General features: G+C 67.6%; 19 protein-coding genes and 2 pseudogenes. 9 read left to right on the forward strand and 12 right to left on the reverse strand.

Annotated elements, in window-relative coordinates; translation table 11 throughout:
• Positions 1-59: 59 nt before the first annotated feature.
• From OIE75_RS20630 to OIE75_RS20640, 3 genes are all read right to left on the reverse strand, one after another.
• Positions 60-1,352 carry a helix-turn-helix domain-containing protein gene (locus tag OIE75_RS20630; RefSeq protein ID WP_329471751.1) on the reverse strand — a complete coding sequence of 431 codons (1,293 nt, stop codon included), beginning with the start codon at positions 1,350-1,352 and terminating at the stop codon, positions 60-62.
• 1,150 nt (positions 1,353-2,502) lie between these two features.
• Positions 2,503-4,287: a sensor histidine kinase gene (locus tag OIE75_RS20635; RefSeq protein ID WP_443078379.1), complete on the reverse strand. Its 1,785-nt coding sequence runs from the start codon at positions 4,285-4,287 to the stop codon at positions 2,503-2,505.
• Positions 4,277-5,020, reverse strand: coding sequence for a response regulator transcription factor (locus OIE75_RS20640; protein WP_307014090.1), 744 nt, complete (start codon positions 5,018-5,020; stop codon positions 4,277-4,279). The genes OIE75_RS20635 and OIE75_RS20640 overlap by 11 nt, the downstream gene beginning before the upstream one ends.
• Positions 5,021-5,165: 145 nt before the next feature.
• Here OIE75_RS20640 and OIE75_RS20645 point away from each other — a divergent pair, with 145 nt between their 5' ends.
• The 4 genes from OIE75_RS20645 (at position 5,166) to OIE75_RS20660 (ending at position 9,232) form a co-directional block, all read left to right on the forward strand.
• Positions 5,166-5,816, forward strand: coding sequence for a hypothetical protein (locus tag OIE75_RS20645; protein ID WP_329471753.1), 651 nt, complete (start codon positions 5,166-5,168; stop codon positions 5,814-5,816).
• Between the two features lie 22 nt (positions 5,817-5,838).
• Positions 5,839-7,236 carry a peptidoglycan-binding protein gene (locus OIE75_RS20650; RefSeq protein ID WP_329471754.1) on the forward strand — a complete coding sequence of 466 codons (1,398 nt, stop codon included), beginning with the start codon at positions 5,839-5,841 and terminating at the stop codon, positions 7,234-7,236.
• Positions 7,233-7,922 (forward strand): ABC transporter ATP-binding protein, encoded by a 690-nt coding sequence (locus tag OIE75_RS20655; protein ID WP_307014095.1) that lies wholly within the window; start codon positions 7,233-7,235, stop codon positions 7,920-7,922. Before OIE75_RS20650 ends, OIE75_RS20655 begins: the two co-directional genes overlap by 4 nt.
• A 119-nt stretch (positions 7,923-8,041) precedes the next feature.
• On the forward strand, positions 8,042-9,232 hold the full coding sequence (locus tag OIE75_RS20660; protein WP_443078380.1) for an ABC transporter permease: 1,191 nt from the start codon (positions 8,042-8,044) through the stop codon (positions 9,230-9,232).
• 289 nt (positions 9,233-9,521) lie between these two features.
• On the opposite strand, the gene OIE75_RS20665 is transcribed toward OIE75_RS20660, so the two are convergent.
• Positions 9,522-10,139, reverse strand: coding sequence for a TetR/AcrR family transcriptional regulator (locus tag OIE75_RS20665; RefSeq protein WP_307014096.1), 618 nt, complete (start codon positions 10,137-10,139; stop codon positions 9,522-9,524).
• A gap of 65 nt (positions 10,140-10,204) precedes the next feature.
• Here OIE75_RS20665 and OIE75_RS20670 point away from each other — a divergent pair, with 65 nt between their 5' ends.
• From OIE75_RS20670 to OIE75_RS20680, 3 genes and pseudogenes are all read left to right on the forward strand, one after another.
• Entirely contained in the window at positions 10,205-11,110 is a 906-nt protein-coding gene (locus OIE75_RS20670; protein WP_329471755.1) for an oxidoreductase, read from the forward strand.
• 14 nt (positions 11,111-11,124) lie between these two features.
• A complete protein-coding gene (locus OIE75_RS20675) occupies positions 11,125-12,069 on the forward strand; it encodes an SDR family NAD(P)-dependent oxidoreductase (RefSeq protein ID WP_329471756.1) in 945 nt (314 codons plus the stop codon).
• 1 nt (position 12,070) lies between these two features.
• Positions 12,071-12,346: pseudogene (locus OIE75_RS20680) on the forward strand (transposase); the annotation flags it as partial.
• A gap of 36 nt (positions 12,347-12,382) precedes the next feature.
• On the opposite strand, the pseudogene OIE75_RS20685 reads toward OIE75_RS20680, so the two are convergent.
• The 7 genes and pseudogenes from OIE75_RS20685 to OIE75_RS20715 form a co-directional block, all read right to left on the reverse strand.
• Positions 12,383-12,580, reverse strand: a pseudogene (locus OIE75_RS20685) (transposase); the annotation flags it as partial.
• A 36-nt stretch (positions 12,581-12,616) separates the two neighbouring features.
• Entirely contained in the window at positions 12,617-13,231 is a 615-nt protein-coding gene (locus OIE75_RS20690) for a TetR/AcrR family transcriptional regulator (RefSeq protein WP_307014100.1), read from the reverse strand.
• Positions 13,231-14,079: an oxidoreductase gene (locus tag OIE75_RS20695; RefSeq protein ID WP_329471757.1), complete on the reverse strand. Its 849-nt coding sequence runs from the start codon at positions 14,077-14,079 to the stop codon at positions 13,231-13,233. Before OIE75_RS20695 ends, OIE75_RS20690 begins: the two co-directional genes overlap by 1 nt.
• A 1,142-nt stretch (positions 14,080-15,221) precedes the next feature.
• Positions 15,222-16,664 (reverse strand): FAD-binding oxidoreductase, encoded by a 1,443-nt coding sequence (locus OIE75_RS20700; protein WP_329471758.1) that lies wholly within the window; start codon positions 16,662-16,664, stop codon positions 15,222-15,224.
• 150 nt (positions 16,665-16,814) lie between these two features.
• Positions 16,815-18,035: a phthiocerol/phthiodiolone dimycocerosyl transferase family protein gene (locus tag OIE75_RS20705; protein WP_329471759.1), complete on the reverse strand. Its 1,221-nt coding sequence runs from the start codon at positions 18,033-18,035 to the stop codon at positions 16,815-16,817.
• A gap of 66 nt (positions 18,036-18,101) precedes the next feature.
• A complete protein-coding gene (locus tag OIE75_RS20710; protein ID WP_329471760.1) occupies positions 18,102-18,836 on the reverse strand; it encodes a DUF3159 domain-containing protein in 735 nt (244 codons plus the stop codon).
• Positions 18,837-18,906: 70 nt separating this feature from the next.
• On the reverse strand, positions 18,907-19,557 hold the full coding sequence (locus OIE75_RS20715) for a GOLPH3/VPS74 family protein (RefSeq protein WP_307014106.1): 651 nt from the start codon (positions 19,555-19,557) through the stop codon (positions 18,907-18,909).
• A gap of 1,763 nt (positions 19,558-21,320) precedes the next feature.
• Between OIE75_RS20715 and OIE75_RS20720 the strand changes: the two genes are divergently transcribed.
• Positions 21,321-22,061: a MerR family transcriptional regulator gene (locus tag OIE75_RS20720; RefSeq protein WP_329471761.1), complete on the forward strand. Its 741-nt coding sequence runs from the start codon at positions 21,321-21,323 to the stop codon at positions 22,059-22,061.
• Between the two features lie 219 nt (positions 22,062-22,280).
• Here OIE75_RS20720 and OIE75_RS20725 read toward each other — a convergent pair whose 3' ends face one another.
• On the reverse strand, positions 22,281-23,030 hold the full coding sequence (locus OIE75_RS20725) for a helix-turn-helix domain-containing protein (protein ID WP_329471762.1): 750 nt from the start codon (positions 23,028-23,030) through the stop codon (positions 22,281-22,283).
• 166 nt (positions 23,031-23,196) lie between these two features.
• On the opposite strand from OIE75_RS20725, the gene OIE75_RS20730 reads away from it, so the two are divergent.
• Positions 23,197-24,708: an alpha/beta hydrolase gene (locus tag OIE75_RS20730; protein ID WP_329471763.1), complete on the forward strand. Its 1,512-nt coding sequence runs from the start codon at positions 23,197-23,199 to the stop codon at positions 24,706-24,708.
• The last annotated feature ends 354 nt before the right edge of the window (positions 24,709-25,062 follow it).

Here is a 25,062-nt window from a genome sequence, read left to right on the forward strand (position 1 = left end):
AGCCCAGAGGGTAAGAGCTGCCACTGACAATTCGTCGGGCGTCGTACGGAAGAGACGGATTATGAGTGTTCGCCAGCGAGCGCCGCGACGCCCGTGGTATCAACCTGCGGATACCGACGGCGGTACTCGTCCAAGTACTCAACTGCGTGCCGCAGCCCGACCGGGGTCAGCTTCCACCGGTATCCGACGACGTGACTCCCGTCGTCGGCAACTACCGGCACATCGTCGATGAATCCCCGGCTCGGCCGCCCTGCAGACCGGTTCTTGTAGCCGACGCCCAGATAGAACGGAGCCCGGCCAGACAGTGCATCCCGCTCCAGCCCTTCCGGGCCCGCCTCGGCCACCCGGGCCATGACGCCCCACAGCCACTCAGACAGCAGAGGCATGTCCGGCTGCTGCTTCGCGCGCTCGCCCAGTCCAGCGCGGGCGGCTGCCCTGCCCCGCCTCGTCATCTCCACCCGAACCCTGGTCACCTCGCCAGCTTCAGCGTGATGCACCACATCAGTGCTGGTCACCAGGAGTCCTCGGCGTGCCAAAGCGTGCAGCGTTGCGCCGGCTCCAGGGTCGTGGACTCCATTGCGCCGCAAGCGTTCCTGCAGCCGCGTGTAGCCCACGACATCCGCTGGCGCGTGGAGAGCGAGGGGAAGCTTGCGCCACTCCGCTGGGCGAGGCACGGGCAGATGATGCGTTCGGCGCATCCACATTTCCGTCTCCGTCATGCGCTCGTCCCGCAGGATCTCACCGAGGTAGACCTGCTGCCGTTCGTTCAACGATCGCCAGGCAACCTCGGCCGAGTCGCTCGAACGCCTCTGTGGCTGACGCCTCGGACGTACGGGCGCCGATTCATTTGGACGGGAACGCATCCAAGCGTCTACGACCATGCGCACAGGCACGCCATAAATCTTGGCGAGCGCGGCGGGAAATCGCCCCACCACGTCGCGATCACGCCAATTCCGCCCCACCATGGGGCGCCCCTGTTCCAAGGCGGAGAGCCTAGGCGCCGACAGGCACAGGTCGCGCCCGACGGGCATCCGACGGAGCATCTCCACCGCCTGATCGAGCGTCAGCCCAGCAGTGAATCTCAGGTCGACGAGCCCCTCTTCGCCACGGCGAACCCCAGTGAGCTCCTCCACATCGCAGTGCAGCGCCGCCGCCATCCTCTGTAGCCGCTGCGGAGTGGGCGTGTGTCGCCCCTGCTCGTAGAAGAACACCATGCGTGTCGAGACCCCGATTCGCCGGGCAAGTTCAGCCTTCGACATCCCCGCACGCTCCCGCAGCGCCACGAGGCGGCTGGGAGTTATCACGCGAACAGGCAAGGGCATCTCTCCATGAAACTGCAATGAAGACTTCATGGCAATGGACCTACCGCCGTCGACTGCGAACGGATGCTTCGCCAGCCTGTGACCGACCCGGTCCGTGGGTTCCCTGTGATCGACTCTGCAGGTGCTCCTTGCTGAGCTACAGCCTGGAATCTACGTGAGCGATGCGTGAGCGGACGGGGCGGCATGTGGTGGAAGGAGCAGCACGAGCGGATCCGGCACCACTTTGCTGACCTGCGACAAAAGGATCTGACGGCGGCTGGCGACACCCGCTGTCACGATCTTGCAGGCCCTCGTAATGCGTAGGTCTCGGGTTCGAATCCCGAAGGCGGCTCAGCGGTAAACCCCAGGTCAGGCTTCTGACCTGGGGTTTCTTGTTTCTGATGACCTTTGGAACGAGATAAGTCGGGCACAGTTCGGCTCTGGCCGTGATGCGTAGGTCGCGAGCTTCGCTTTGCTGCCGCCTATGAGCTCCGGCAAGGCTCTGACCTGCTGTTCTGGTGCAGTCCAATCCTTCGGTGACTGCTTGGTCGCTTGCTCCGGTGGACAGATGGTGGACAGCCGGTGGACAGGCGTGCTCGGCGGCAGGGAAGGGGAAGGTACGCCTTCCGAGGAGAGGAGGGGGAGGCTTCGGATGCCTGCTGGGAAGCGCCCGGCCGGAGCACTTCCTGTGCTGGTCCGACATAGGGAAGAGCTCTGAAATAGCAGCTGTCTGACGCTGATCGACCAGCAGCCTGCTGCTCGGCTTCGGTCGTTATGCCGAGAGCGTGCTCGTCAGGCCGCACATACCCGGAGGAAGGCGCAGGCGGGCGTGGGCCAGTAGCGAGAGCAGGGGCGGACCACTACGAGCCGGGCCGCCTGGCGTGGGGCCGGGTTCTCAACTCGTGTCATCGATGGATGTCGAACCATATGGTCGGCACAGTCTGGCTGATCCTGTCCCTGATGCCGACACCGAGGATCGCACCTTGCTGACTGGGGTGTGTTGCGCCATGTCTCCGAGCCTGCGCCGAACGGACAGCGCGCCGCCAGTACTGAGACCTCGGCGTCAATATCAAGGTGCGCTGGCGTCAGCGTCCCGAGGTGCGGTCGCCTCCTCCATCTGAGAACTGGTCGGCTTTGTCCCCTCGATCAGAAAAGGACCCTGCAACGCAGGGGAGGGAGGGGGGAGGCACCTTGCGGATGATCAGTTCGGAAGCCGAACTGTGAACACGGTTTCCGTGCCTGGGCTGCTCACCACGGTTACCTCTCCGCCGTGCGCTTGCACGAGGTGTCTGACTATGGAGAGTCCGAGACCGCTGCCCCCGGTATTCCTGCTGCGGGACTGTTCGGCTCGCCAGAAGCGGTCGAATATCCGGGGAAGATCGTCAGGTTGGATGCCGCCGCCGGTGTCGGCGACGTGGAGCTCGACGCCGCCTTTCACCCGATAGGCGCTGACTGTGATGGAGCCGTTCGGCGGTGTGTGGCGTATCGCGTTCGACAGGAGGTTGCCCAGTACCTGGCGTAGGCGGACGGGGTCGCCTTCGATGGTGAGATCGTCTGTGAAGTAGCCGGTCAGTGCGACTCGGCCTGCCTGCGCGGCTGTTTGGTGGGCGTCGAGTGACTGTTCGGCCAGCTCCCGCAGGTTCAGCTTGCGGAAGTTGAGGCGCAGGGAGCCGGCGTCGGCCGCAGCGAGCACTTGGAGGTCGTCGATGATGTGCTGCAACAGGCCCGCTTCCTCCTGGAGCGAGGCCACGAGCGACGAGTCCGGATCTGCCAGACCGTCCTGGGCTGCGTCCAGCCAGCCGCGTATGTTGCTGAGCGGGGTCCGCAGCTCGTGCGCGATGTCGCTGACCATGACCCTGCGCTGTTCGTCGGTGCGTTCGCGCCGTTCCGAGAGCTCGTTGAGGGCCGCGGCCAGATAGCCGATCTCGTCCTTGGTGGTGATGGGGATCCGGAGGTGCTGGCCCGAGGGGGCGCGGGCTGCTTTGGTCAACGTCCGCAACGGACGTATGAGCCGGATCGCGATGACGGCGGTGATGGTGATGGTCACGGTGAGGATGAGGCTGGTGGTTCCCAGTACGCGCAGGGTTCCGGCCCTGGACAGATCGAAAACGGGAGTGGCCGACTGGGCGGGGCTGGTGACGAACAGCAGTGCAGCCGGGGCGACATGGGGCGCCAGCTGTTCGCGTCGACCCTCCTCCACGCAATCGTCGAGGGCGGAGGCGCCTTGCTCGAAGCCGGCCTGGCCCAACCGGAACTGCCTATCGATGGTCAGGGGTTCTTCGATGTGTATGCGGTTGCGTTCGGCGCAGGTTCGGACGAGCGCGGTGAGTTCGGTGAGAGCCTTCGCCTCGGTCGGGGTGGGAGCGAGCAGTTCCTTGGTCGCGCAGGTCTGAAGGGTGACCGCTCCGGAGCGGAGAGCCCGGATGGCGGGCCTGCCGCTCGGTTCCTCGACTATCTGCGTGCGCAGCCCCTGGGTGTCGTAGAAACAGGAGGCCTCCTGATGGGCGAGTTGCCTCAGCTTCTTCCGTTCCGCTGTGGGAAGTAGGTAGGGGCCGACCGCCCGTGGGTCGATTCGGGAGACCTGCTCCGACGGGCCGGCGCCCTGGGCCGGAGGCGGACTGAGGTGCAGAGGATCGATGACGGCGCTCGCGTTGAGGGGCAGCCGGTCGACGTCCGCCCGGTCGGAGGCGGTGATGACCTCGCGTGCCCGCGTGGTGATGACGATGCCGCGCCCGGTTCTGCGGGCGAGCTCCTGGACGGTGTGTTCGGCCTCGTCCCAGTTCCGGTGCACGGCCGCGAAGCCTTCGAGCGTGTTCTGGATGGTGGCGTCGTCCGCGAGGATCTGGCCCCGTTCCTGCTTGATGGCGAGCGTGGTGCTACGTGCCGTGAGCCAGGCCGTGGCGGCGATGGAGACCAGGGAGATCGCAAAGGAGGCGATCAGGAGGCGGAGTAGCAGGCTGTTGCGCAGCGGCACTTCAGGCGCCATGGTCGCCGCTGGCCAGTTTGTATCCGATGCCGTGGACCGTGAGTAGGTGCTGGGGTCTGCGGGGTGAGGTCTCGATCTTCTTCCGCAGGTTCAGTATGTGTACGTCCACGGTGCGTTCGGAGACGGTTCTGCCGTGGTCCGTCAGGCAGTCCAGCAGTTGGGATCTGGTGAAGACCCGATCGGGAGAGGCGGCCATCGTGCTGAGTATCCGGAATTCGCCAGGGGTGCAGTTCACCGGGCGATCGTGGACGAATACCTGGTGCTGAGCCGCATTCACGGTCAGTCGGCCGACCGTGAGAACTGCTCGGTTCCCGGACGCCGCAGGGGCCGCAGGAGATACGGCGGCTACGGAGGCCGGACGGACCGTGTGGTGGCTGCGGCGCAGCAGTGTGCGGATGCGTGCGACCAGTTCGCGCGGCCTGAAGGGTTTTGTCATGTAGTCATCCGCTCCGAGATCCAGGCCTCGAAGAAGGTCGTCCTCGGTGGAGCGGGCGGTGAGCATGAGGATGGGCAACTCGCCGGCCCCCCGTAGTCGTCGGCATATCTCCAGTCCGTCCAGGCCGGGGAGCATCCAGTCGAGGACGAGGAGGTCCGGTGGTCGGCGGGTGGCTTCCCTGAGCGCCGTCACGCCGTCGTGTGCGACGGTCACCGTATAGCCGTTGTGCGCAAGGTAGCGGCGGATCAGCTCCGCCTGCTTCCGATCGTCTTCCGCCACCAGCACGTATGTGGACATGGCCAGATCATAAACCTGTGGTGCAGGGATGGAAGTGTCGGCAGCAGATCGTTTCCCTGACAACTTCTTGACAATTGCGTGCTAAGGGCCGGCTCGCACGCGAGCGTTAATATTTTCCTGACAATGCCATGCCAGGCTGTGCTGCATGAGAACAGTTATGGGCGGTACCGGCTTCCGTTCGTTGCGCCTTTCGTGGGAAAAGCTCTGGATTATTTCGGGCGCTGTGATGGCGGTGATGCTGCTTGCGGGTTGCTCCGGCTCCGGCTCCGGTGGGAACGACGAACCAGGTGTCGATTCCGTCGATCGGTCCACCGGAGCAGCAGGGAAGGCGGAATCGGGGAGTGGGGATGGCGCGGACGCGAAGGTAGATGATCCAGAGGCCGGTCGTCCTCAGCTCCGGATGGACACTTCGGCGGTCGAAGAGGTGCGGATGAGTCAAGGATATTTTCGGTGCTTGAAGGAGCATGGGGTGAAGGTGGGAAAGATGGGGTCAAAATTGGATGGGGGTGACCCTGAACTTCTGGCATGGCCTAACGGGAACATGGCAGTAGACCATCCTGAGGCGGAGAAGAAATGCCTGGGGAAGAAGCCTCTTCAGCCCCCGGAGACGGACCCGAAAAAGAACCCCAATTACATGAGTGACTATGCTGATTGGATCGGTTGCATGAATAAGAAGGGGCTCAAAGTGGATCCCCTTCCTGATGGTGAGGGTTGGAACTTCAAAGCGGGCACGACGCCGCCCAGAAACGCTGATCAGATCAGCCAGGAATGCATGATCGAGGCGTTCAGTGAATAGTGACCGCGATCCTGCCGAGACGATGCCGCTGCGCGTGGCCGTTCAAGAGGAAAGCGAGGAGGTCCGTAACAATGAGGCGGACCTCCCTGGGCCGACGGCACGCGGCCGGAAGAAGGCGGCAGTTCTCAGTATCGTCGCCGTGCTCCTGGCGGCAGGAGCGGGAGCCGGGTTGCTGTGGGCGGGCGGTGATGGAAAGACCCCCGGGCCCGAGGCTGGTCCGAAGATCCGGCGGGTTGCGGTGGCCAAGACGGATATGTCCGGGGTCAGGGAGATGGAGGGCACGCTCGGCTACGACTCCGTACGCACCATCCGGGGTGTCGGCGAAGGGGTGGTGACCTGGCTTCCGAAACAGGGTGCGACCGTCGCACGCGGTGAGCAGCTGTATCGCGTCGACGAGCGTCCCACCGTGGTCTTCTACGGCAGTACCCCCCTGTACCGCAGGCTCGACACTCCGGGCAGTGTCGGCCGTGACATACGGGTCGTGGCCGACAACCTGAAGGCCGTCGGTTACGACATCGGGCAACAGCCGGCTCCGGGCACCGTCGTCCAGCAGCGGGCACCAGTGGATCAGCAGACGTCGGCGGACGCCGGTCCTTCGGCAGCGGCCGGAACGGATCAGGAGACCGCCGAGCCGAGCTCCGGCCCGCCCCCGTCGGCTCAGGGCGACGATGCCGACCGGGAGACCGGAGCCGGCAGCCCGGCCGAAGACCAGACGGGGGAGGGCCAGTCGCCCGTGCCCGCCCGGCAGATCACGGTCAAGGAGGGCGACGGTGTGCTCACCGAGGGCCTGATGTCCGCGATCAAGCGCTGGCAGAAGTCCGTCGATATCGAGCCGACCGGGGTTCTGGAGAGCTCCGATGTGGTGGTGACACGCTCAGCGGTCCGTGTCTCGGAGGTTTCCGCCCAGACGGGGGACGCGGCGGCGAACGACTTGCTGTCGGTCTCCGCCACCACCAAGTCCGTGCGCATTCCGGTGGAGACGCTCGACCTCGGGACCGTCAAGGCGGGTCAGAAGGTCACCGTGCTGCTTCCGGACGGGACCGAAACCGCGGGCGAGGTCGCCACGATCGGTACGACCATCAAGGCAGACCAGGAAGGAGAGAGCGGTGCGGGAGTAACCAAGATCAATGTCACCGTCTCGGTCGACGATGCCGAAGCCGTTAAAGGTATCGACGCCGCTCCCGTGCAGGTGAGGTTCGAGGGCGAGGCCAAGAAGGGCGTACTCGCCGTCCCGGTCGGGGCGCTGCTCGCTCTGCGCGAGGGAGGCTACGCGGTGCGTCTGGCCGAAGGCCGTTCCGCTGAGGGGCGTTCCGCCGGGGGACGGCTCGTTCCGGTGGACACGGGCATGTTCGCCCGGGGACTGGTCGAGATCAGCGGCGAGGACATCGCCGAGGGCATGAAGGTGGAAGCCACCGCATGACCGAGGTCATCAGCGTTCTGGAGGCGAGCGTTGTCTACCCGCCCGAGGTACGAGCCCTCGACTGTGTATCCCTGTCCGTCGCACAGGGCGAGTTGCTGGCGATCCTCGGCCCTTCCGGCTCGGGCAAGTCCACCCTGCTCAACATCATGGGCACACTGGCCCCGCCGACCGGGGGCAGTGTGATCATCGAGGGCTGTGACGTGGCGGAGCTCTCCGACCGCGAACTGTCCGCCCTGCGCGGGCGCCGCCTGGGCTTCGTCTTCCAGCATTTCCATCTGACGGACGGACTCACGGCGACGGAGAACGTGGCGACCGGTCTGCTGTATGCCGGCGTGCCGCGCAAGTACCGCAAGAGGATGGCCGTAGAAGCCCTGGCCCGTGTCGGTCTCGCGCACCGCGCCGACCATCTCCCGCACCAGCTCTCCGGGGGAGAGCGCCAGCGGGTTGCCATAGCCCGCGCAGTCGTGCACGAGCCGGCCCTCGTCCTCGCCGACGAGCCGACCGGTGCGCTCGACACGGCGAACGGCGAGGCGGCGCTCGCCCTGTTGACCGAACTCAACGCGGCAGGCACCACGATCGCGCTCATCACCCACGACCGGGACATCGCCGACCAACTGCCGCGCAGGATCCATATGCGCGACGGGCGCAAAGTCGCGGACACCGCACTGACCGAGAGCCTCACATGACAGCCACCCGCTCCAAACACTCCCGCTCCAGGCGCCCCCGCTCCGAAACGTTCTCCACCCAGCGCTCAAGTGCCCCGTCCCCGCGCTCACGCAGGTCCGCCACGAGCAGCGTCAAGCCCGTGCGGCTGGCCTTTCCTGATCTGCTGAGTCTGGGCATGCTCGGCCTGCGGACCCGCAAGATGCGCGCCATGCTGTCCGCGCTCGGCATCTCCATCGGTGTTGCCACGATGGTGATAGTGACGGCGATCCCGGCCTCCAGCCACCGGGCGTTGATCGAAGAAATATCGGCATTGGGCTCCAACATGCTCCGGGTACAGCCGGTCCCCGGAGAGTCCAAGCCGATCCCGCTGCCCGAGGAGTCGGTCGCCATGGCGCGCCGTATCGGGCCGGTCACCGGGGTGAGCGCGGTGGCCAACACCAATACAGAGGTGCAGCGTTCCGATCTCACCTCCGGGGAGGACTTCTCCAGCGCGGGACTGAGCGTTCTGGCTGCCCGGCGGGATCTCCTGGACGTCGTGGGAGGCACGGTGCTGTCGGGAAGGTTCTTCAGCAAGGCTGACGAACAGTTCCCCACCGCGGTCCTGGGTTACCAGGCGGCCAGCCGTCTCGGTATCGGGGAGATCCCCGCGGACGAGCCGGCTCCGGAGATACGGATCGGCAGATCATGGTTCACCGTCGTCGGTATCCTCCGCTCCGTACCCCTGGCCGAAGAGCTCGACGTCGCCGTACTGACGGGATGGACCGCCGCCAAGAAGACACTGCGGTTCAAAGGGAACCCCACGGTGATCTACATCAAAGCGGGGGAGGAACACCTCGAAGACGTACGGAAGGTACTGCCCGCCACCGTGTTCCCGCACCAGCCGGGACAGGTTCAGGTCAGTCGGCCGTCCGATGCCCTGGCCGCCAAGCGCGCAACGCAGGACTCCTTCTCCTCGCTCTTCCTCGGGCTGGCCGGTGTCGCCCTGCTGGTCGGCGGGATAGGCGTGGCGAACACCATGGTCATCTCGGTTCTGGAGCGCCGCAGCGAGATCGGGCTCCGTCGAGCGCTGGGTGCGACCCGGGGTCATGTACGGGTTCAGTTCTTCACCGAGTCGGTGGCGCTTTCGCTGCTCGGCGCCCTCGCCGGGACAGCGCTCGGCGTGCTCGCCGCCGTCGGCTACGCGACCTGTCAGGGCTGGCCGTCCGTCATCCCCCTGCCCTCGGTCGTAGCCGGCTGCCTCGGTGCCGTGGCGGTCGGCATGGTGGCCGGGGTCTATCCCTCGGTCCGTGCGGCCCGGCTCCCCCCGACAGAGGCGCTGGCCTCGGCATGAACGAACCGCGGACGCCCGAGCGACTTGCGGGCGGGCCTGATGCGGGCCACCGGCCCCGGCGGGTCGTTCCGGTGGACTGTTTCCCGAACCACGGTCGAGTACGGTCCGTGGGGCCGGTTCTGCGATCTGTTCCGCCGATGGCGCAGGCCGACCGTGTGCCGTGCAGAGCGAACCGCCCGGCGGTGTTTTAGCGGGAGCGCGCCTCGCGATCACCGACTGGGACGCTTGCGCGGCGGATTCACCACCAGGCTGCACCCGGCCGTCGAGCAAGGTCAGGAGTCCATGTCGGTCAGCGCGGCTCCGCCGGGCGGGCGCCTCGCAGGAACTGTGTCACCGCGGTGCACACGAGGCCTTCGAGCCGCGCGGGCTCGATCATGCCGCTGTTGAGCATGGTGGTGATCCCCAGGACGGTTGCGTAGAGGATGAGTCCGATCTCCTCCGGGTCGTCCCCCTCCAGCTCGCCGCGCTCCTGACCCTCGTCGATCAGGTCGCTGATCTGGCCGAACGCGCCTGCGGCGGCCTCGGCGACCGCGGTCGCCCCCGGGCGGTGCTTGCTGGAGTTCATCAGCCCGGTCAGCGCGGCATTGTCGGTCGCGAACCGAACGTAGGCCGACGCGAACGCGTGCAGACGGGCAGGCAGGTCACTCTCGTCGCCGATCTCGTCCACCGCGGCCCGCAGCTCCGCGCCCAGGCGCATGAAGCCCGACTCGGCGAGGGCGTCGAGCAGCGCGCGGCGGTCCGCGAAGTGACGTCGAGGCGCCGCGTGACTCACGCCGACGTCCCGTGCCAGGTCTCGCAGGGAGAGCTGCTCGGCCCCATGCGTCCTCAGGCTGCGCTCGGCCGCGACGAGCAGGTCCGTGCGGAGATTCCCGTGGTGGTAGGGCCGCCGCTCGGTGGTGTCAGGCATGGGAGCAGCCTACCCAACCAGATGTTTTCATTGACAACAATGTTGGCAATGCCTACTCTCGCGGTATGTCCAGATTCTCTCTCGCCGACCTGCCCGACCTGACCGGCCGCACCGCCGTCGTCACCGGCTCGAACAGCGGGATCGGGCTCGTCACGGCCCGTGCCCTCGCCGAGCGTGGAGCGCGGGTGGTCCTGGCCGTACGCGATCCGGAGAAGGGGGACGCGGCGGCGGCGACCATGGCGGGCCCGGTCCAGGTCCGCACCCTCGATCTCGCCGACCTCTCCTCCGTGCGGGCCTTCGCCCGCGGCCTCCCCGGTCAGGTCGATCTGCTGGTCAACAATGCGGGTCTCTCCCTGGGGCCGCTCTCCCGGACCGCGGACGGATTCGAGTTGCAGTTCGGGACCAACCACCTGGGCCACTTCGCCCTGACGAACCTGCTCCTCCCGCGTATCAGGGAGAGGGTCGTCACGGTGGCCTCCCTCGGGCACCGGATCGGCACCCTGGACTTCACCGACCTCCAGTGGCAGCGCAGGCCCTACCGTCCCAACGCCGCCTATGCGCAGTCCAAGCTGGCCAACCTCCTGTTCGCCGCCGAACTCCAGCGCAGACTCACCCGCGCGGGGTCACCCGTCATCTCCACGGCCGCGCATCCCGGCATCTCCTCGACGAGCCTCATGAGAGCGGAGAGGAAGCCCTCCCTCGGCTTTCGCGTCGAGAAGTTCCTGGTCGGGCTCGTCGCCCAAAGTGCCGAGGAGGGCGCCCTGCCCACCCTGTACGCCGCCACCGCGGACCTTCCGGGCGACAGCTATGCCGGCCCCGGCCGGCTCTGGGGCGTGCGCGGCGCACCGACGCTGGTCGGACGGTCCGCCCGAGCGCGTGACGGCTCGGCGGCACGGCGGCTGTGGGAGGTGTCGGAGGACCTGACCGGCACGCGCTTCCCCCTGGACGCGCTCGCGACCCCCGCCTCGTGAAAGGACCCACCCCTGTGATCCGTCCACCCGGAGACTCGCGGAAAGACCAGCGGAAGAACCCTCGGAAGGCCGACGAGCTCGCCGTCGTCTCCGGCGCCTCGTCGGGCATCGGAGCGGCGACGGCCCGTGCCCTCGCCTCGATGGGCTACCACGTTCTCGCCGGGGTACGCACCGACAGCGAGGCGGACGCAGTCCGGGCCGACGGCATCGAACCGGTCACCCTGGACATCACCGTCCCGGAACACATCGGGGCCTTGGCCCGGCGGATCGCCGACGACCCCGAGCGGCGCGCCCTGCGCGTCCTGGTCAACAACGCGGGGATCGAGATCAACGCCCCCGTCGAGGTGCTCCCCCTCGCTCTGTGGCGCGAGCAGTTCGAGGTGAATCTCTTCGGACACATCGCCGTCATCCAGGAGCTCCTGCCCTTCCTGCGGCGGAGCCGGGGCAGAATCGTCAACATCAGCTCGGTGGGCGGAGTGGCCGCACTGCCCGTCTTCGGGGCGTACGCGGGAACCAAGTTCGCCCTCGAAGCGGCCAGCGACTCCCTGCGCCGCGAGGTCTCGGCGCACGGCGTGCAGGTGGTCGTCGTCCAGCCCGGCGGTGTCCGGACCGAGATGGCCGCCCGCAGCGGTGACCTCTCCCTCGAACTCGCCGCCGCGATGAGCGCCGAACACCAGCATCTCTACAGCCACCTCATCAACGCGACGGTGGCGTCCAACACAGCCTTCCTCGAACGCGCCCTACCGGCGGCGAAGGCGGGGGCCAAGATCGCCAGGGTCGCGACCACGCCCCGTGCGCGCGCCCGGTACACCCTCGGCACGGACGCCGCCTTCATCATCCCCCTCACCCGATTCCTGCCGGCCCGGCTGATGGACGCCATCCTCACCATGAGCCATCGGCCCCGGAAACCGAAAACCGCATCCACGCCCGCACCCGAGTCCGCAGGGAGTCCTTCATGACGGCCTGCGCAACCTGCCTCTGCATCGCATGGACCAGAACCGGATCTGGCTGGAGATCGTGCAGATCGCTCTCGACCTGCTGGCCTGGATGTCGATGCTCGCGCTGACGGGCAAGGCCAGACTCTGGGAGCCCCGCCGACTGCGGCTCCGCTTGTTCACCGCGGCCGGACAGCTCGTGACCACCGGCCGTCGGCGGATCCTCCGCCTGGCCCGGCCTTGGCCCGGTCACATCACCGCAGCTCTCGACCGGCTCACCCAGCGGCCCGGCCCTGGCTGACCAGCCAATTCCCTCAAGTCTTCGGCCTGCGCAGGCTCAGCCCACGGCATGAAAACGGTCCACCGACTCCGTCGGCGGACCGTCAGGAAAGATGGAGGCTAGCGCGTGCTGAATGCGTGCCTTTCCCTTTTCCCGGTAGCGGCAACGCCGCATGCCGTGTGTGTGGGCGAACACGTTGATCGTGCCCTCTGCTCCGGAGCGGACCGCGCGGCGCGTCCTCCACTCGGGCGTCGGTTGCTCGGCACGTACTCACCAGCCGGTGTCAGGACCTCAGGTGATCAGACCGGCGCTGATCAACCAGATGTGTTCGCATGTCTCCGACGCCTCCTGAAGGTTCTCGCGGGATTCCTGTGAGGCGTGGTAAAAGGTCCGCTCGATCATCCAGCACAGGGCACGTGCCATTGCTGAGGCTTGGTCTGGTCGGGTGCCGGCCTGAATGCCGGCCCGCTCCAGGACAGCGGTGATGGCCGCGATGAACAGGTCAGCAGTGTGCTTCCACAGCTCGCCGATCTCCGGCACGGTGAGCGACAGGTCGATCGCCGTGCGCATGACCAGGCCGTGCTCGTTCCACAGCTCGACCGTGCGCTGCATGGCCGCCGCGATGGCCTGGCGTGGCTCGTCCGTCTGCGCGGTGGCCCGGGACCGTTCCCACAGGTGCTCTACGGTCCGGGCGACGAGTGCCGTGACCACTTCTTGCTTGGAGCCGAAGTAGAAGTACAGGGCACCACGTGTGATGCCGGCGCCCTGGGCCACGTCGCCGACGGTCATGGCGTCGTATCCCTTGTGCGCCAGCAGGGCCTCGCAGGTGTCGAGGATGGCCCGCTCCCGGACATCCCCCTTGCGCTCGTTGGTACGACGGCCGCGCGCGGGAGGTCGGCTGGGCATCACAGCTGAGCGCCCTCGGCGAAGTCGGTCGTACGCGAGAGCGTCTCCCACGCGCGGATGTCCTCGTCCACGGCCATGCGCGCGGCGGTGACCAGTCGCAGCGCGTCGGAGCCCAAGACGAGGTGGGCCGGCGGGCGCTCGAGCGAAGCGATGTGGACGAGGGCGTCCCCCGCCTTGGCCGGATTGCCCAGCTGGTTGCCGCTGGCCTTCTGCCGCGCTTCGCGGATGGGGGCGAACAGCTCGTTGTAGTCGTCGATGGTCCGCGCGGCGCGTGTCATGGACCGTCCGGCCCAGTCGGTGCGGAAGGACCCGGGCTCGATCGCTGTCACGTGGATGCCGAACTGCGCGACTTCCTTGCCCAGGGCCTCGAGGATGCCTTCCAGGGCGAACTTGCTGCCGCAGTAGGCGGACATGCCGGGCACGGCCATGAGCCCGCCCATGGAAGTGACGGCCATCAGGTGTCCGCGGCGACGTGCGCGCATGTGGGGCAGCGCCGCCTGCAGGGTGGCCACGGCCCCGAACACGTTGACCTCGAACTGCCGCCGCACCTCGGCCAGCGGGGTTTCCTCGAAGGTTCCTTCCAGGCCGTATCCGGCGTTGGCGACGACGACGTCCAGGGAACCGACGCTGCGCTCGACCTCCGTAACCACGTCAAGGACGGCGTCACCGTCCGTCACGTCGAGGATGCGGCCGTGAGCGTGCCCGGGCCTGAGTTCCTCGAAGGCCCGCAGGTCTTTCTCGGAGCGGACGGTGCCGACCACGGTGTGCCCGGCAGCCAGGGCGGCTTGCGCGAAAGCGCGCCCCAGGCCCGTGCTCACGCCGGTGATGAGCCAGTTCTGCTTCTGCACTGTTCCTCCAGCAAGTCTTGCGAGGAGCCGGATCGCTCCCTCCAGCAAAAGTCTACACAGTGTAGATTTTTTTCATTACTACGTCGATTATGGCGAGGCTCGCGGGATGGGGTGGGTTCCCAAGGTCATTCACGTGCCGCGCATCGCCCGGATCGGCGCCGTCAAGATCCAGCACTCAGGCTGTCGACCGGGTTTGGCGACGGATAGGATCCGATCTTCCGCACGGGGAGGGTCTTTTGGCGGCGACTCGGCCCACGTGCGAGTTGCGCCAGTTGGGCAGCCTCCTCGCGGCTCACCGGGCGAGTGGCGCACAGGTCCTCGGCGTCGTGGTGGATGCCTGTCGGCAGGTGGGCGGTCCTTAGCGGGATTGACCACCGGACGGCCGTGAACGTTCGGAACTGGCTTTCGGCGTCGTCGCTGCTCGGTGGGTTCTGCGAGGTGACGCGAAGTGGCTCATTGGAGTGATGAGGGCCTGTGTGCGAGGTCGTAGTGTCGGACGGATGAGAGTGAGGGACGGCAGGTGGCCCCGGTGGGTGCCGATGCCGGGCTGGTCGTATTGACGCTTGTGCCGGCGCTGTTGTCGCAGCCGTACGTGGACACCTCCGTGCCGGCCTGGGTATCGCTCATGGTGTACGAGGCGGTGGGCGTGGTGGTCCTGCTGCCGCGGCGGAGGCTGCCGGCCAGCGCCGCTGTCGCCTGTGAGCTCCGGCAAGGCTCTGACCTGCTGTTCTGGTGCAGTTCAGCCCTTCGGTCGCCAGACCGCAATGCCCTGAGGAACGCGCAAGCAGCTGCGGGCCAGTAGAAAGAACGAGGGCGGACCACTATGAAAGAGGTCCGCCCTCGCCGGGGTGCCCGCGGGTACGTGCCCGGCGACACGACTTTCCGGGCGGGCGCGACAGACAAGCTGTCCCAGCGCAGGACACGGCTTACCCGCTTGGTCGAGCGACGCGCCCCTTCCGACGCAACTGTTCTGCTTGCGACGGCTTGTCGTGCTCCGGCCGTACGCCGCGCGCAGCCCCGGAAGGGAACGAGGCACAGCGGCCGCGATGCCCTTCCGGGGCGTCAGCGGGCTCGGGCGTCGATCAGCAGGAGGAGGGGAGACGTCGCTGCCGTTGACCAGGGGCGCCGATGTCTCCTTCACCTCACGCGCGCGGGAATCCGCTGTCGACGGTGTCCGAGGGGAGTGGTGTAGCGGTGAATACGGAGTCCGGGTCGACTGCGGACTTCACGGCGAGCAGGCGTTCGGTGTTCGGCCCGTAGGAGTTCGCTACCTGGTCGGGAGTCTCCGGCCCCAGGAAGTTCACATAGCCGCCCGGCAGGGCAAACGGTTCCAGGGCTGCGTGAGTCTCTTCCAGCCAGCGCAGGTGCGAGGACCTGCCGTCGCCACTGCCCGTGTGCTCCTTGTCCTCGCCGTTCTCCCACATGGAGATCAGCTCGACCATGAGGTGTGGTTCGCGTCGGCCGAAAGCTGTGGAGCCGAGAGGTGGACGGGTGGCTGCACCGTGGAACTGGTGCCACACGATCGCGGAGAACGGTGAGGTGAACTCCCGGGCGGCTCGGTCCAGGAGGGTTGCGATGGAGCCCGTGACGCTCTGGACGGTCCGTGTGCGGATCGCGCCCATGCGTCCGGGTGGGAACATGGCGTCCGTCGCTGCCAGCGTTGCGGAACGGGCGACCGGTCCGACCTCCGCGAGCACGGGTGTACCGAGTCTGGCCAGGGTGCGTACCGGCCCGTTCTCGGCGTTCCCCACTTCCGGATCCCCCGACCAGGTCGGCGCGACGTACACCGTCGGCTTGCCGTCCGGGCCGGGAAGGAACCCCACGTCTACCGTCAGCTCGTCGGGACTGTCCTGAAGGATCCCACCGAGGTCGTCCAGAAGGCCGGCGCTGTGGTCGATCGGGTACAGGATGGTTCCCGAGATCACGGTCGGTACGGCGTGTAGGCGGATCCGTGCCGAGGTCACGACGCCGAAGTTGCCGCCGCCGCCGCGCAACGCCCAGAAGAGGTCCGGGTGGTGTTCGGCGTCGGTGTTCACTCGTGAACCGTCGGCCAGGACGATCTCGGCGCCGAGCAGGTTGTCGGCTGCCAGGCCGAATTGGCCCAGGAGGGGGCCGTACCCGCCGCCGAGCGTGAGGCCGACCATGCCGACGGAGCCCGCCGTTCCGGTGACGGCGGTCAGGCCCGCCCGCTCGGCGGCCGAGACGACGTCGGAGGAGAGAGCCCCGCCGCCCACCGTCGCGTAACGGTGGTCGACGTCGACCTGCACGTCCCTCATGTCGGTCAGATCGAGAACCAGCCCACCGGGACGGAACGCCCGGCCCCAGAAGTCGTGGCCCCCGCCACGCACGGAGAGCGGCACTCCATGGGTGCGAGAAGCGCGTACTCCCGCCTGCACGTCAGCGGTGCTCGCGCACCGCACGACGACCGAAGGACGGACATCGACCGCTGCGTTGAACAACGCAACGGCTCGCGTGTACTCCGGTCCGCCGGTAAGCACACGGCCTGCCGGAATCTGGGACTTCAGCTCAGCCAGGAAGGCGGTGCTGACCGTTTCGCGGGCATCGGCGTCGGTAGGGGACTGCACGGTCACTCCTGTGTGTCACTCATCGGTTGCGGCTGTCGAGGGAGCGGTGTGGATGCGGTGGCCGGGTCGGTTCGGCAGCGCTCTGCCGGTTCGGCGAGGGCGTTGCGAACCGGCGGTGTGTCGGGGACGGTGCTCGGTGCCCTGAACACATCAGGAGGAGGGCGCGTCGGGTTCGGTGCACTGCTGGGCGAGGACGGTGGCCATGTCGGGCAGCAGAACGGCGAGGGGGTCGTGGGTCAGCTCCGTCATGCGTAGGCGTCCCCCGCAGGTGGCGACACCCAGGACGTGCTCACCGGTCAGTTGGGTGGTCTGCGCCGGCCCCCACAGAGCGGTGAGACGGGCGCGACCGTGTGCAGGCGCCTCGACCAACCCGAGATTGGTGATCTGGATGTCGGCGGCGGTGACAGCGGTCATCATCGCCTCGGCCTCCTCGGGGGTGGTCGGCGGCTGCTGGGCCAGCGCCTGCGCACCGGCCTTGAGCAACCCGGGTGTCCGCTGGTGCTCCAGAGCCTGGTGATGGTGCTGGGCCAGTTTCCAGAAATCTTCGGCCTGGGATGCCTCGCTGACTGTCCGCGCTCCCGCAAAGCGGTTAGCGACGGCGTCGGGCAGACCCGCGGCACGGCGCAGGTCGACGGGGCTCAGCACCGTCACCCGGGTGCGGCCCGCGCGGTGGAGGACCGTGCCGGCGGCAGCGCACAGGGCGGCGTGCACGGACACGCCCTCCGCGCGGCAGCGGGCCACCAGCCGTGCGGTCAGACCGCGTTGCAGGGCCAAAGCGGAGACGTGCGGTGCCCGTCCCGAGAACCGGGTCAGCTCGCCGGGCGAGTTCACCAGCTCATCCTGGGGCGGTCCTACGGGAGGCGATGCCGCGTCGAGGGCCTGCAGGAGGGCCTCTTGGGAGGGTGGCACATCCTGCCCCGGGGTCGACCGGCCGCACTCATCGTCGCCGTCGAGGGCGGCGACGAGGTCCGCCACCACCCGCATGCCACCGGTGCCGTCGGTGATCTGGTGAGCGAAGGTCAGCACGATGTCGCTGCCGGTTTCCGCGGGAATCAGTACGGTCCGCATGAGCGGGCCGGGCTCCGGCGCGATGGGGCGTGTCTGTTCACCGGCGACGACCGCCTGCCAGGGCGTTCCCTCGGCGGCGGTTTCGATCCTGACCGGGCCCTCTGCCCAGCGGTACCGGGCCTGGGGGGCTCGGCGGTCGACCGAGACGCGGAGCAGCGGGTGCTGTGCCTGCACCTTCTGCAGCGCCCGCGCCAGCGTCTGCTCGGAGACCTTGCGGTCGATCTCGGCGACCAGGGAGAACTGGACAGGGTTTCGGCGCATGTAGAGATCGATGGTCCGCTCGAAGGCTCCGAGTTCCCTCACCGGCTCCGTTTGCGTGTGGCCGACCGACATGAGACCCCTTCCTCGCTGAGGTGATGTGACTGCTCGCTACCTGGACGCATCCTGACGAGGGGGGAGTTCGGCCTCTTGCTGAGCGGTGGTCGGGCCCGGCCGGCTGTCCACCAGACGTTTGGACGTTGCACGGAAGGCCCAGGCGACACCCAGCGCGGCGACCACGGTGAGGGGGGTGCCCATGGCGATCTTCGCGAAGGCGAGCCAGCCCGTGGCGTCGTGCACGTAGAGCCACTGCTTCACCACGAACCGGGCGCCGAGGACGCTCGCCACTGCGAGCGTGGCTATGTCGTGTGCCCGCAGAACCTGACGGTCCCTGCGCCAGGCGTGCGCGCCCCCGTGCAGGAGGTTCCACGCCACACCGGTCAGGGGGCGACGAAGGAGGACCGAACCGAAGGTGGCGAGGAATCCTGCGAAGGCCACCCAGATGCCCAGCAGGAAGAAGTCCTTGGCGGAGCCGGTGAGCGCGACGATTCCTGCCGCGACCAGAACGCCGGTCAGGCTGCCCGAGGCGGCGAGAAGACGTTCCCCGCGCACCAGCCGGGCCACGGTGAGTACCGCACCGGTTGCTACCGCCGCGATCACGGCTGCCTTCGTCGACAGCAAGGCGAGTGCGATCACGAACACCACGACCGGGACGGTCGAGTAGACGAAGCCCGCGGTGCCGCCCATGGACTCGAGCATGGGCGAACCCGGGGCGGGGGGCGGTGGGCTTGCGTTGCCCCGGTCGTGAGTTGGGGAGGGGGCGTGCTCGCCTTCGAGTCGGGTCATCGATCACTCCTGGTCACGTGCTGCGCTTGCAGCGTCTCTCGGGTATCTCTCGTCGCGGTCGTGGTGCGGTTCAGGCGCTCCAGCCGCCTCCAACGGCCCGGCTCGCGAGATAGGAGTCGCGCAGCGCCTTGCGCAGTCCGGGGACGAACGCGTCGAACCGCGCCGCTTGCGCCTTCAGGGCGGACTTGTGGATGCGGCGGTCTTCCTTGCTCCACACGGAGGTGAGCTCCAGCTCGACCGCCAGGACGGCCATCGCCAGTTCGTCCGTCAGGCCGTCGGCGCCAGCGCCGTCGAGCACCATCGCGCGCACCCGGTCCTGCAGGGCGTGCACCAGGTCCGGGTGCACCACGGTGACCCTGTTGGTGGACACGACCCCCAGCTTCTTCTGCCGTTCGATGGCTACATCCCCGGAGGCGAGCAGCTGGTCGCGGACCGGAGTTTCGGCTGTGTGCGCCTTGTTGTGCAGGAACTTCAGCCAGCCCTTGGACTTGTCCTCGGGCAGGTCGTACCAGACCGAGGCCGTGAACGGATCCTTCGGCGGATTACCGGGAAGCCGCCGAACCTTCCCCCCGGTCGCGTCCAGCAGACCCTCGCGGGCCAACTCGGTCATCGCCCCGGCCCGCAGCAGCTGGCCGCGCCCCTGAATGTTGTCGAGCTGGAACTTCTCCTTCTTGACGGTGTAGCAGAGTAGATACAACTTCTGAGCGAGAGTCGTGGGCATTCAGAACTCCCCTTGGTGCTGGCCGAAGTGAGCAATAGTTTCTACCGCCGATAAGATATTGAAATGCGCGCAGGGTAAAGGATCATCGGTCGCACCCTCCCTTCCTTGAATCCCTGTCAAGGATTAGATGGACGATTTTGGCGTTCGCTCATCTCTCGGGGAGTAACCGCTACGCCTTCGCCCCTGATGTGCCTTTCAGCGGTTCTCCTACCTCCGGTTCGAGCCGTGAAACTGGTGACGTTACGGCATAGTTCTGTATGCCCTGGGGAATGGACATTTCGGGATCTATTGCATGGTGCGCGCCGAGATCACCGTCGTGACAGAGGCGTAACCGGCGCCGCCTCGCGCCTGGGGGGCGTCCCGACAGGACGTGCGGGATGCACAGGACCCGCAGCTATGACCGTTCTCGTGCCGGGCTCCCGGCGGAGCCTGGTTGTGCCGCTAGGCCTGTCCCCCACACCGGGGTGGGCCGGGGGGTCGCGGTGGTGCGGAGGCTGGAGTCGATGCCAGGGAAAGGTGTGCTGGACGTGCGGTAGCACTGGTGGGAGAGGCCGTTGGCGCAATCGGAGTCGCTGTTGACGGGGCGATCTCCCCCTGGACTGGCCAGGCGGTGGTGTGCTGTGAGCAGGGCGGCGACGAGGGCAAGGCGCGTGTTTTCCTCCCGCCTTCTCTGACCTGCGCCGTCGGCCACGGTGGATTACATGGCTGAGGCTGCCTCGGTTGAGAAAGGTGGACTTACTCTCTGCCCATTTTTGCAGCGCATCAGTTCACCGAGCCGGTGCAGAATCAAGCGCGAGCGGGGCCTTGAATGGGATTCCTGAGGACTGTCCCGCGACTCCCGGTGGATCAAGCGCGTGGCGTCCAGGCGCGGTGCACGGCAAGGCGAAGGAGCGTCCCCATGCTGGATGTATGGGGACGCTCCGGCAAAGCGACGAGGTGCCGTAGCGTCGCACACCCGGCGGGAATCGCGGGCGGCCCTTTAGCTGTGGCCTTGAATATCAGTCAGCCCGCGAGCAAGCCCATCCGCTGCTCTACGGTCATGCCGTGCGTGCGCGGGTGACGGCCGGCTGTGACTCAACGCTTCGCAGGGACAAGAGGGCGGGTGGTTGCGGGCGTGTCCGTCTTGCAAACGGTACTGTCGGCGGGGTGGGTGCCGTGGAGGAGAGCAGCGTCAACTGCTTTGTCGACACACGAGTTGACGCCGTCGACCACGTTCTCTCCGCCGGTCCCGCAACACCCGTCGGGCCGACTCGGCCGTGAACCGGACCAAGCACCCCTCTGCACCGGTCTCTCCCGAAGGGCGGGGGCGCGAGAGCGGATTGATGTATGCCCCTTGTCCCTTGTGTGGACCGGGCCGGTCGGGGGCAACCTGCTCGACGAGCACCTCGACAGCCGCGGAGTCCTCGACTGGGACAGAGATGACCAGCGCGGCCATGAGCATGTCCGGGGGCCCGGCGATGATGTCGCGCGGGCGGACCATGAACGTCCTGTCGGCAGAGGGGGAAGGCCTCTGCTTCCGCCGTACGGTTCGTGCGGCTGCCCGTTGATCCGGGGAGGGGCTCCAGTGGGTGCCGTATTTCCCTCCGGCACTCGCCGCCACTGGTCTTCTCTGAACCTCGATGGTCCCGGTACATCACGGAGAGTGTGCGGACCGAACCCTCTCACGCTCTCCCCTGTGCCGGGCCACCGTTGCGTCATGGTTTTCAATGGGTCGCACGACGTGACCGCGTCGGCAGCACCGGACGGTGGGGGAGAAGTCGATCATGGCGTGGAGCACCCGGGAGATGGCGGAGCTGGCCGGCGTCAGCCTCAGGGCCGTACGGCATTACCACGACATCGGTCTGCTCGACGAGCCGGAGCGCCGCTCCAACGGATACAAGCAGTACGGCGTCAGCCACCTCGTCCGGCTCCTCCGGATCAAGCGCCTCACCGCTCTGGGCTTCTCCCTCTCCCAGATCGCGGACATGGACGACTACCCGGATTCGGACCCCGATCCGCGTGATCTGCGGGCTCTCGACGCTGAGCTGGCCGCCACCATCGAACGCCTGCTGCACGCCCGCGCGGAGGTGGGCGCCCTCCTGCGCGGACGCGCCGCGAGCGATCTTCCCCTCCGCTTCGCCTCCGTGGACAAGACCGCCGAGCTTCCTGACGCGGACCGCTCATTCGTCACCGTCCTCGGCACGGTCCTCGGGCCCAGAGGGATGGACGCCTATGCCGACTTGCTCCATCAGGAGCCGCAGCCGGTGGCACGCGAACTCAACGAGCTCCCCGCCGATGCAGACGAACCGACCCGCCAGAGTCTCGCCGAGCGTCTCGTGCCTTACGTCCGAGGTCTCCGGGCTCGCCATCCCGGGCTCAGCGACCTTGCTTCAGACGCCCCGCGCGGCCGACAGCACACCGCCCGCACCATCGGCAAAGCCATCAGCGATCTCTACAATCCAGCCCAGGTGGACGTCATGAAGCGGCTCCAGGGGCTCCTGTCCGATGTGGATACCCCACGGTGACCGCTCCTCTCAGGGCGCCGTTTCGTGACTCGGTGAGTGGGCCCGGTGCGCGTCCGATGGTGTGACGAGTAGACGAAAGAGTCCTTGCCACGGTCTTCACTGCCTGAACATCGGCGAGCCGTAGTCCGTGCGGTCCACTGCCCACTGCCTTCTTTTTGCAGGTTGTTGCGACGCCGGGCAGACGACACGGATGCGGTATTCGCCTGCCCGGCGCCGTCCTCACCGCTGGCCGTCGCTCTCGCTCCCTGAGGCATCGTTCCCGACGAGGATGGCGTGGACGCGCCGCAGCACGTCGAGGTGGGCGCGGTTGTGGAACTCGACCAGTGCGTGCACGGCGACCGACTCTGCAACAGCCCTTTCCCGATGCGAGGCCAGCCCCAGGTCAGCCAGAGCAGGGTGGGCCCGGTGCTGCCGGCGGACTTCGGGTGCCATGCGCTCGGCCATCCGCTGCCGGACGTCGTCGGGAGCGTCCTCGTCGAGCGCCGCGAACTCCGCTTCGAGGTCGCCGCGAGGTCCCGAAAGCTGTTCCTGGAGGGCGGCCATCGCTTGCGGTGTGAGGATGCTGGAGTAGGCCATCAGCAGGGCCCGCTGCGTTTCGGGCAGGTCGTCGGCCAGTGTTTTGAGCTCAGGGGGCATGTCGAGCGCGGTCTGGTTGTCCATGATGGCAGCCACTTCCCGCCGCATCCGGTGCCGGCGTTCGATGTCCGCCGCGAGTTCGGCGTCCAGGTCCCGGAGGATCTGCCGCGCCTTGTCGTCACCGCTCTCGACCGAAGGGACATCCGCGAGGGCCACGCCGAGGTCGGTCAGTCTGCGGATACGCAGCAGGCGCACCAGATGGCTGGCGCCATACCGCTTGTAGCCGTTGGAGGCCCGTTCCGGCTCGTCGAGCAGGCCGATCTCGTGGTAGTGCCGGACGGCCTTCGCCGTCGTCCCCGCGAGTTCCGCCAGCTGACGGGTACTCCACGCCACCAGGATCCCCCTCTCCAGGATCGAGCCCTGCCGCCATGGAAGACCCTGCCCCTGGGGCAGGGTCAACTCCGGTCGGTTCCGGCCCGCCACCGGTTGACCGTGCCCCAGGGGCAGGGAGTGGGATGGTCGCGACCACGCCCCACACACCGTTATGCGGAGACTGGACATGAAACGACAAAGCAGTGTCGGCCGAAGCCTGGCCTTCCTGGCGGTCATCGGCCTGGGCGCGTCAATGACCACTCTGCCCGCCGCCGCCGAGGAGACGAAAACGCCTCAGGTGAAGTGGGGCCAGTGCCCCGACGACGTCGTGGCAGAAGCCGCTCCGACCGTACTGCAGTGCGCCACCGTGCCCGTGCCGCTGGACCACGCCCATCCGGAGGGCGAGCAGATCGACCTCACCGTCTCGCGGCTGGCCGCCGCCGACCCGGACAAGAGGCGCGGCGTCCTCATGCTCAACCCGGGCGGCCCGGGCGGATCCGGGCTGGCGCTGTCCGCGCTGCTGGTGGCCCAGGGCCTGCCCAGCGGCGTCACCGACCGCTACGACCTGATCGGCATGGACACGCGCGGGATCGGTCATTCCACACCGGTCGGCTGTGGCTTCACCACAGACAGCCCCTACTACTCCAACATCCCGCCCTACGCGGTCGACGACGCCGCGGTCACCGCACAGGCCAAGATCGCTGAGCAGGCAGCCAAGCAGTGCGCGGAGAACGACGACGGCGGTCGGCTGCGTCACCTCACCACCGCGAACACCGCCCGCGACCTGGACCGCATCCGTGCGGCGCTCGGCGAGGAGAAGACCAGCTACCTGGGTTATTTCTACGGCACGGCACTCGGCGCCGCCTACGCCTCGATGTTCCCCGAGCGCTCCGACCGAATGGTGCTCGACAGCAACATCGGAGACACCCACCTCGACCGGGACGGCATGCGCCGATACGCGCTCGGCATGGAGCAGACCCTGCCGGACTTCGCGAAGTGGGCCGCCCGTCGGCACGACAGCTACGGACTGGGCCGCACAGCCAGTCAGGTCCGGGCGTCCTACCTCGCCATCGCCGGCAGGCTCGACAAGGCTCCCATCGCGGGGATCGACGGCAACCTGTTCCGGCTCCTGACATTCGGCCACCTGTTCAAGCAGACGCAGTACCCCGCGCTGGCGCAGACCTGGCAGACGCTGCTCGAAGGCGACGAGGCTGCGGTCCGCGGTCTGCGGCCCCTGCGGCAGGAAGGGGCGGACGCGCCGGTATCGCCGACCGACAACGCCCTGACCGTGTTCCTTGCCGTCACCTGCAACGACGTCGAGTGGCCCAAGGACGTCGACACCTACCGGCGGGGCGTCGCCAAAGACCGTGAGCGCTACCCGCTGTACGGCGCCGCCACCGCCAACATCACACCCTGTGCCTTCTGGCCGTACGCCCCCGCCGAACCGCCCGTGGAGGTCGACACCGAAGGCCCCCGCAACGTACTGCTCCTGCAAAACCGCAGGGACGCATCGACCCCGCACGTGGGCGGGAAGATGCTGCGCGAGAAGTTCGGTGACCGCGCCCGGCTGGTCAGCGTCGACGACAGCGGGCACGGAGTCTACGTTCTGGGCAGGAACTCCTGCGCGTTGAACACCACCACCCGCTACCTCGTCGAGGGCAGGATGCCCACGAAGGACACGTTCTGCCGCGCGGAATGACCACCGGACCCGCGCCGCCGGCACCCCATCCGCCGCCGACACCGTCCGGCGTACCCGTCGACGCCGGTTTACAAGTAGTACCGCAGTCCGCAGTACCAGTCCTCCCTCGGCAAACGGCGTCAGTTGTGGCGCGCGTGCCGAGAGATTCGGCAGTGGGGTCCGGAAGCCGGAGCAGACACAGGGCGGGCCACGGGGCTGACTGCCGTAGTGACGCTATGAGAGCTCGGCAGTGGTTCGCAGTGTCAGCAGTACGCCCTTCCGACGCGGGACCAGGGCCGGTGAATGGTGAAGCAGTGCATCGGAGGCCCGGCGCCATTGGTACCAGGGCTCCGATGCGTTTCGAGGGGCGGGTCC

This window comes from Streptomyces sp. NBC_01723 (assembly GCF_036246005.1).
Classification (GTDB): Bacteria; Actinomycetota; Actinomycetes; order Streptomycetales; family Streptomycetaceae; genus Streptomyces.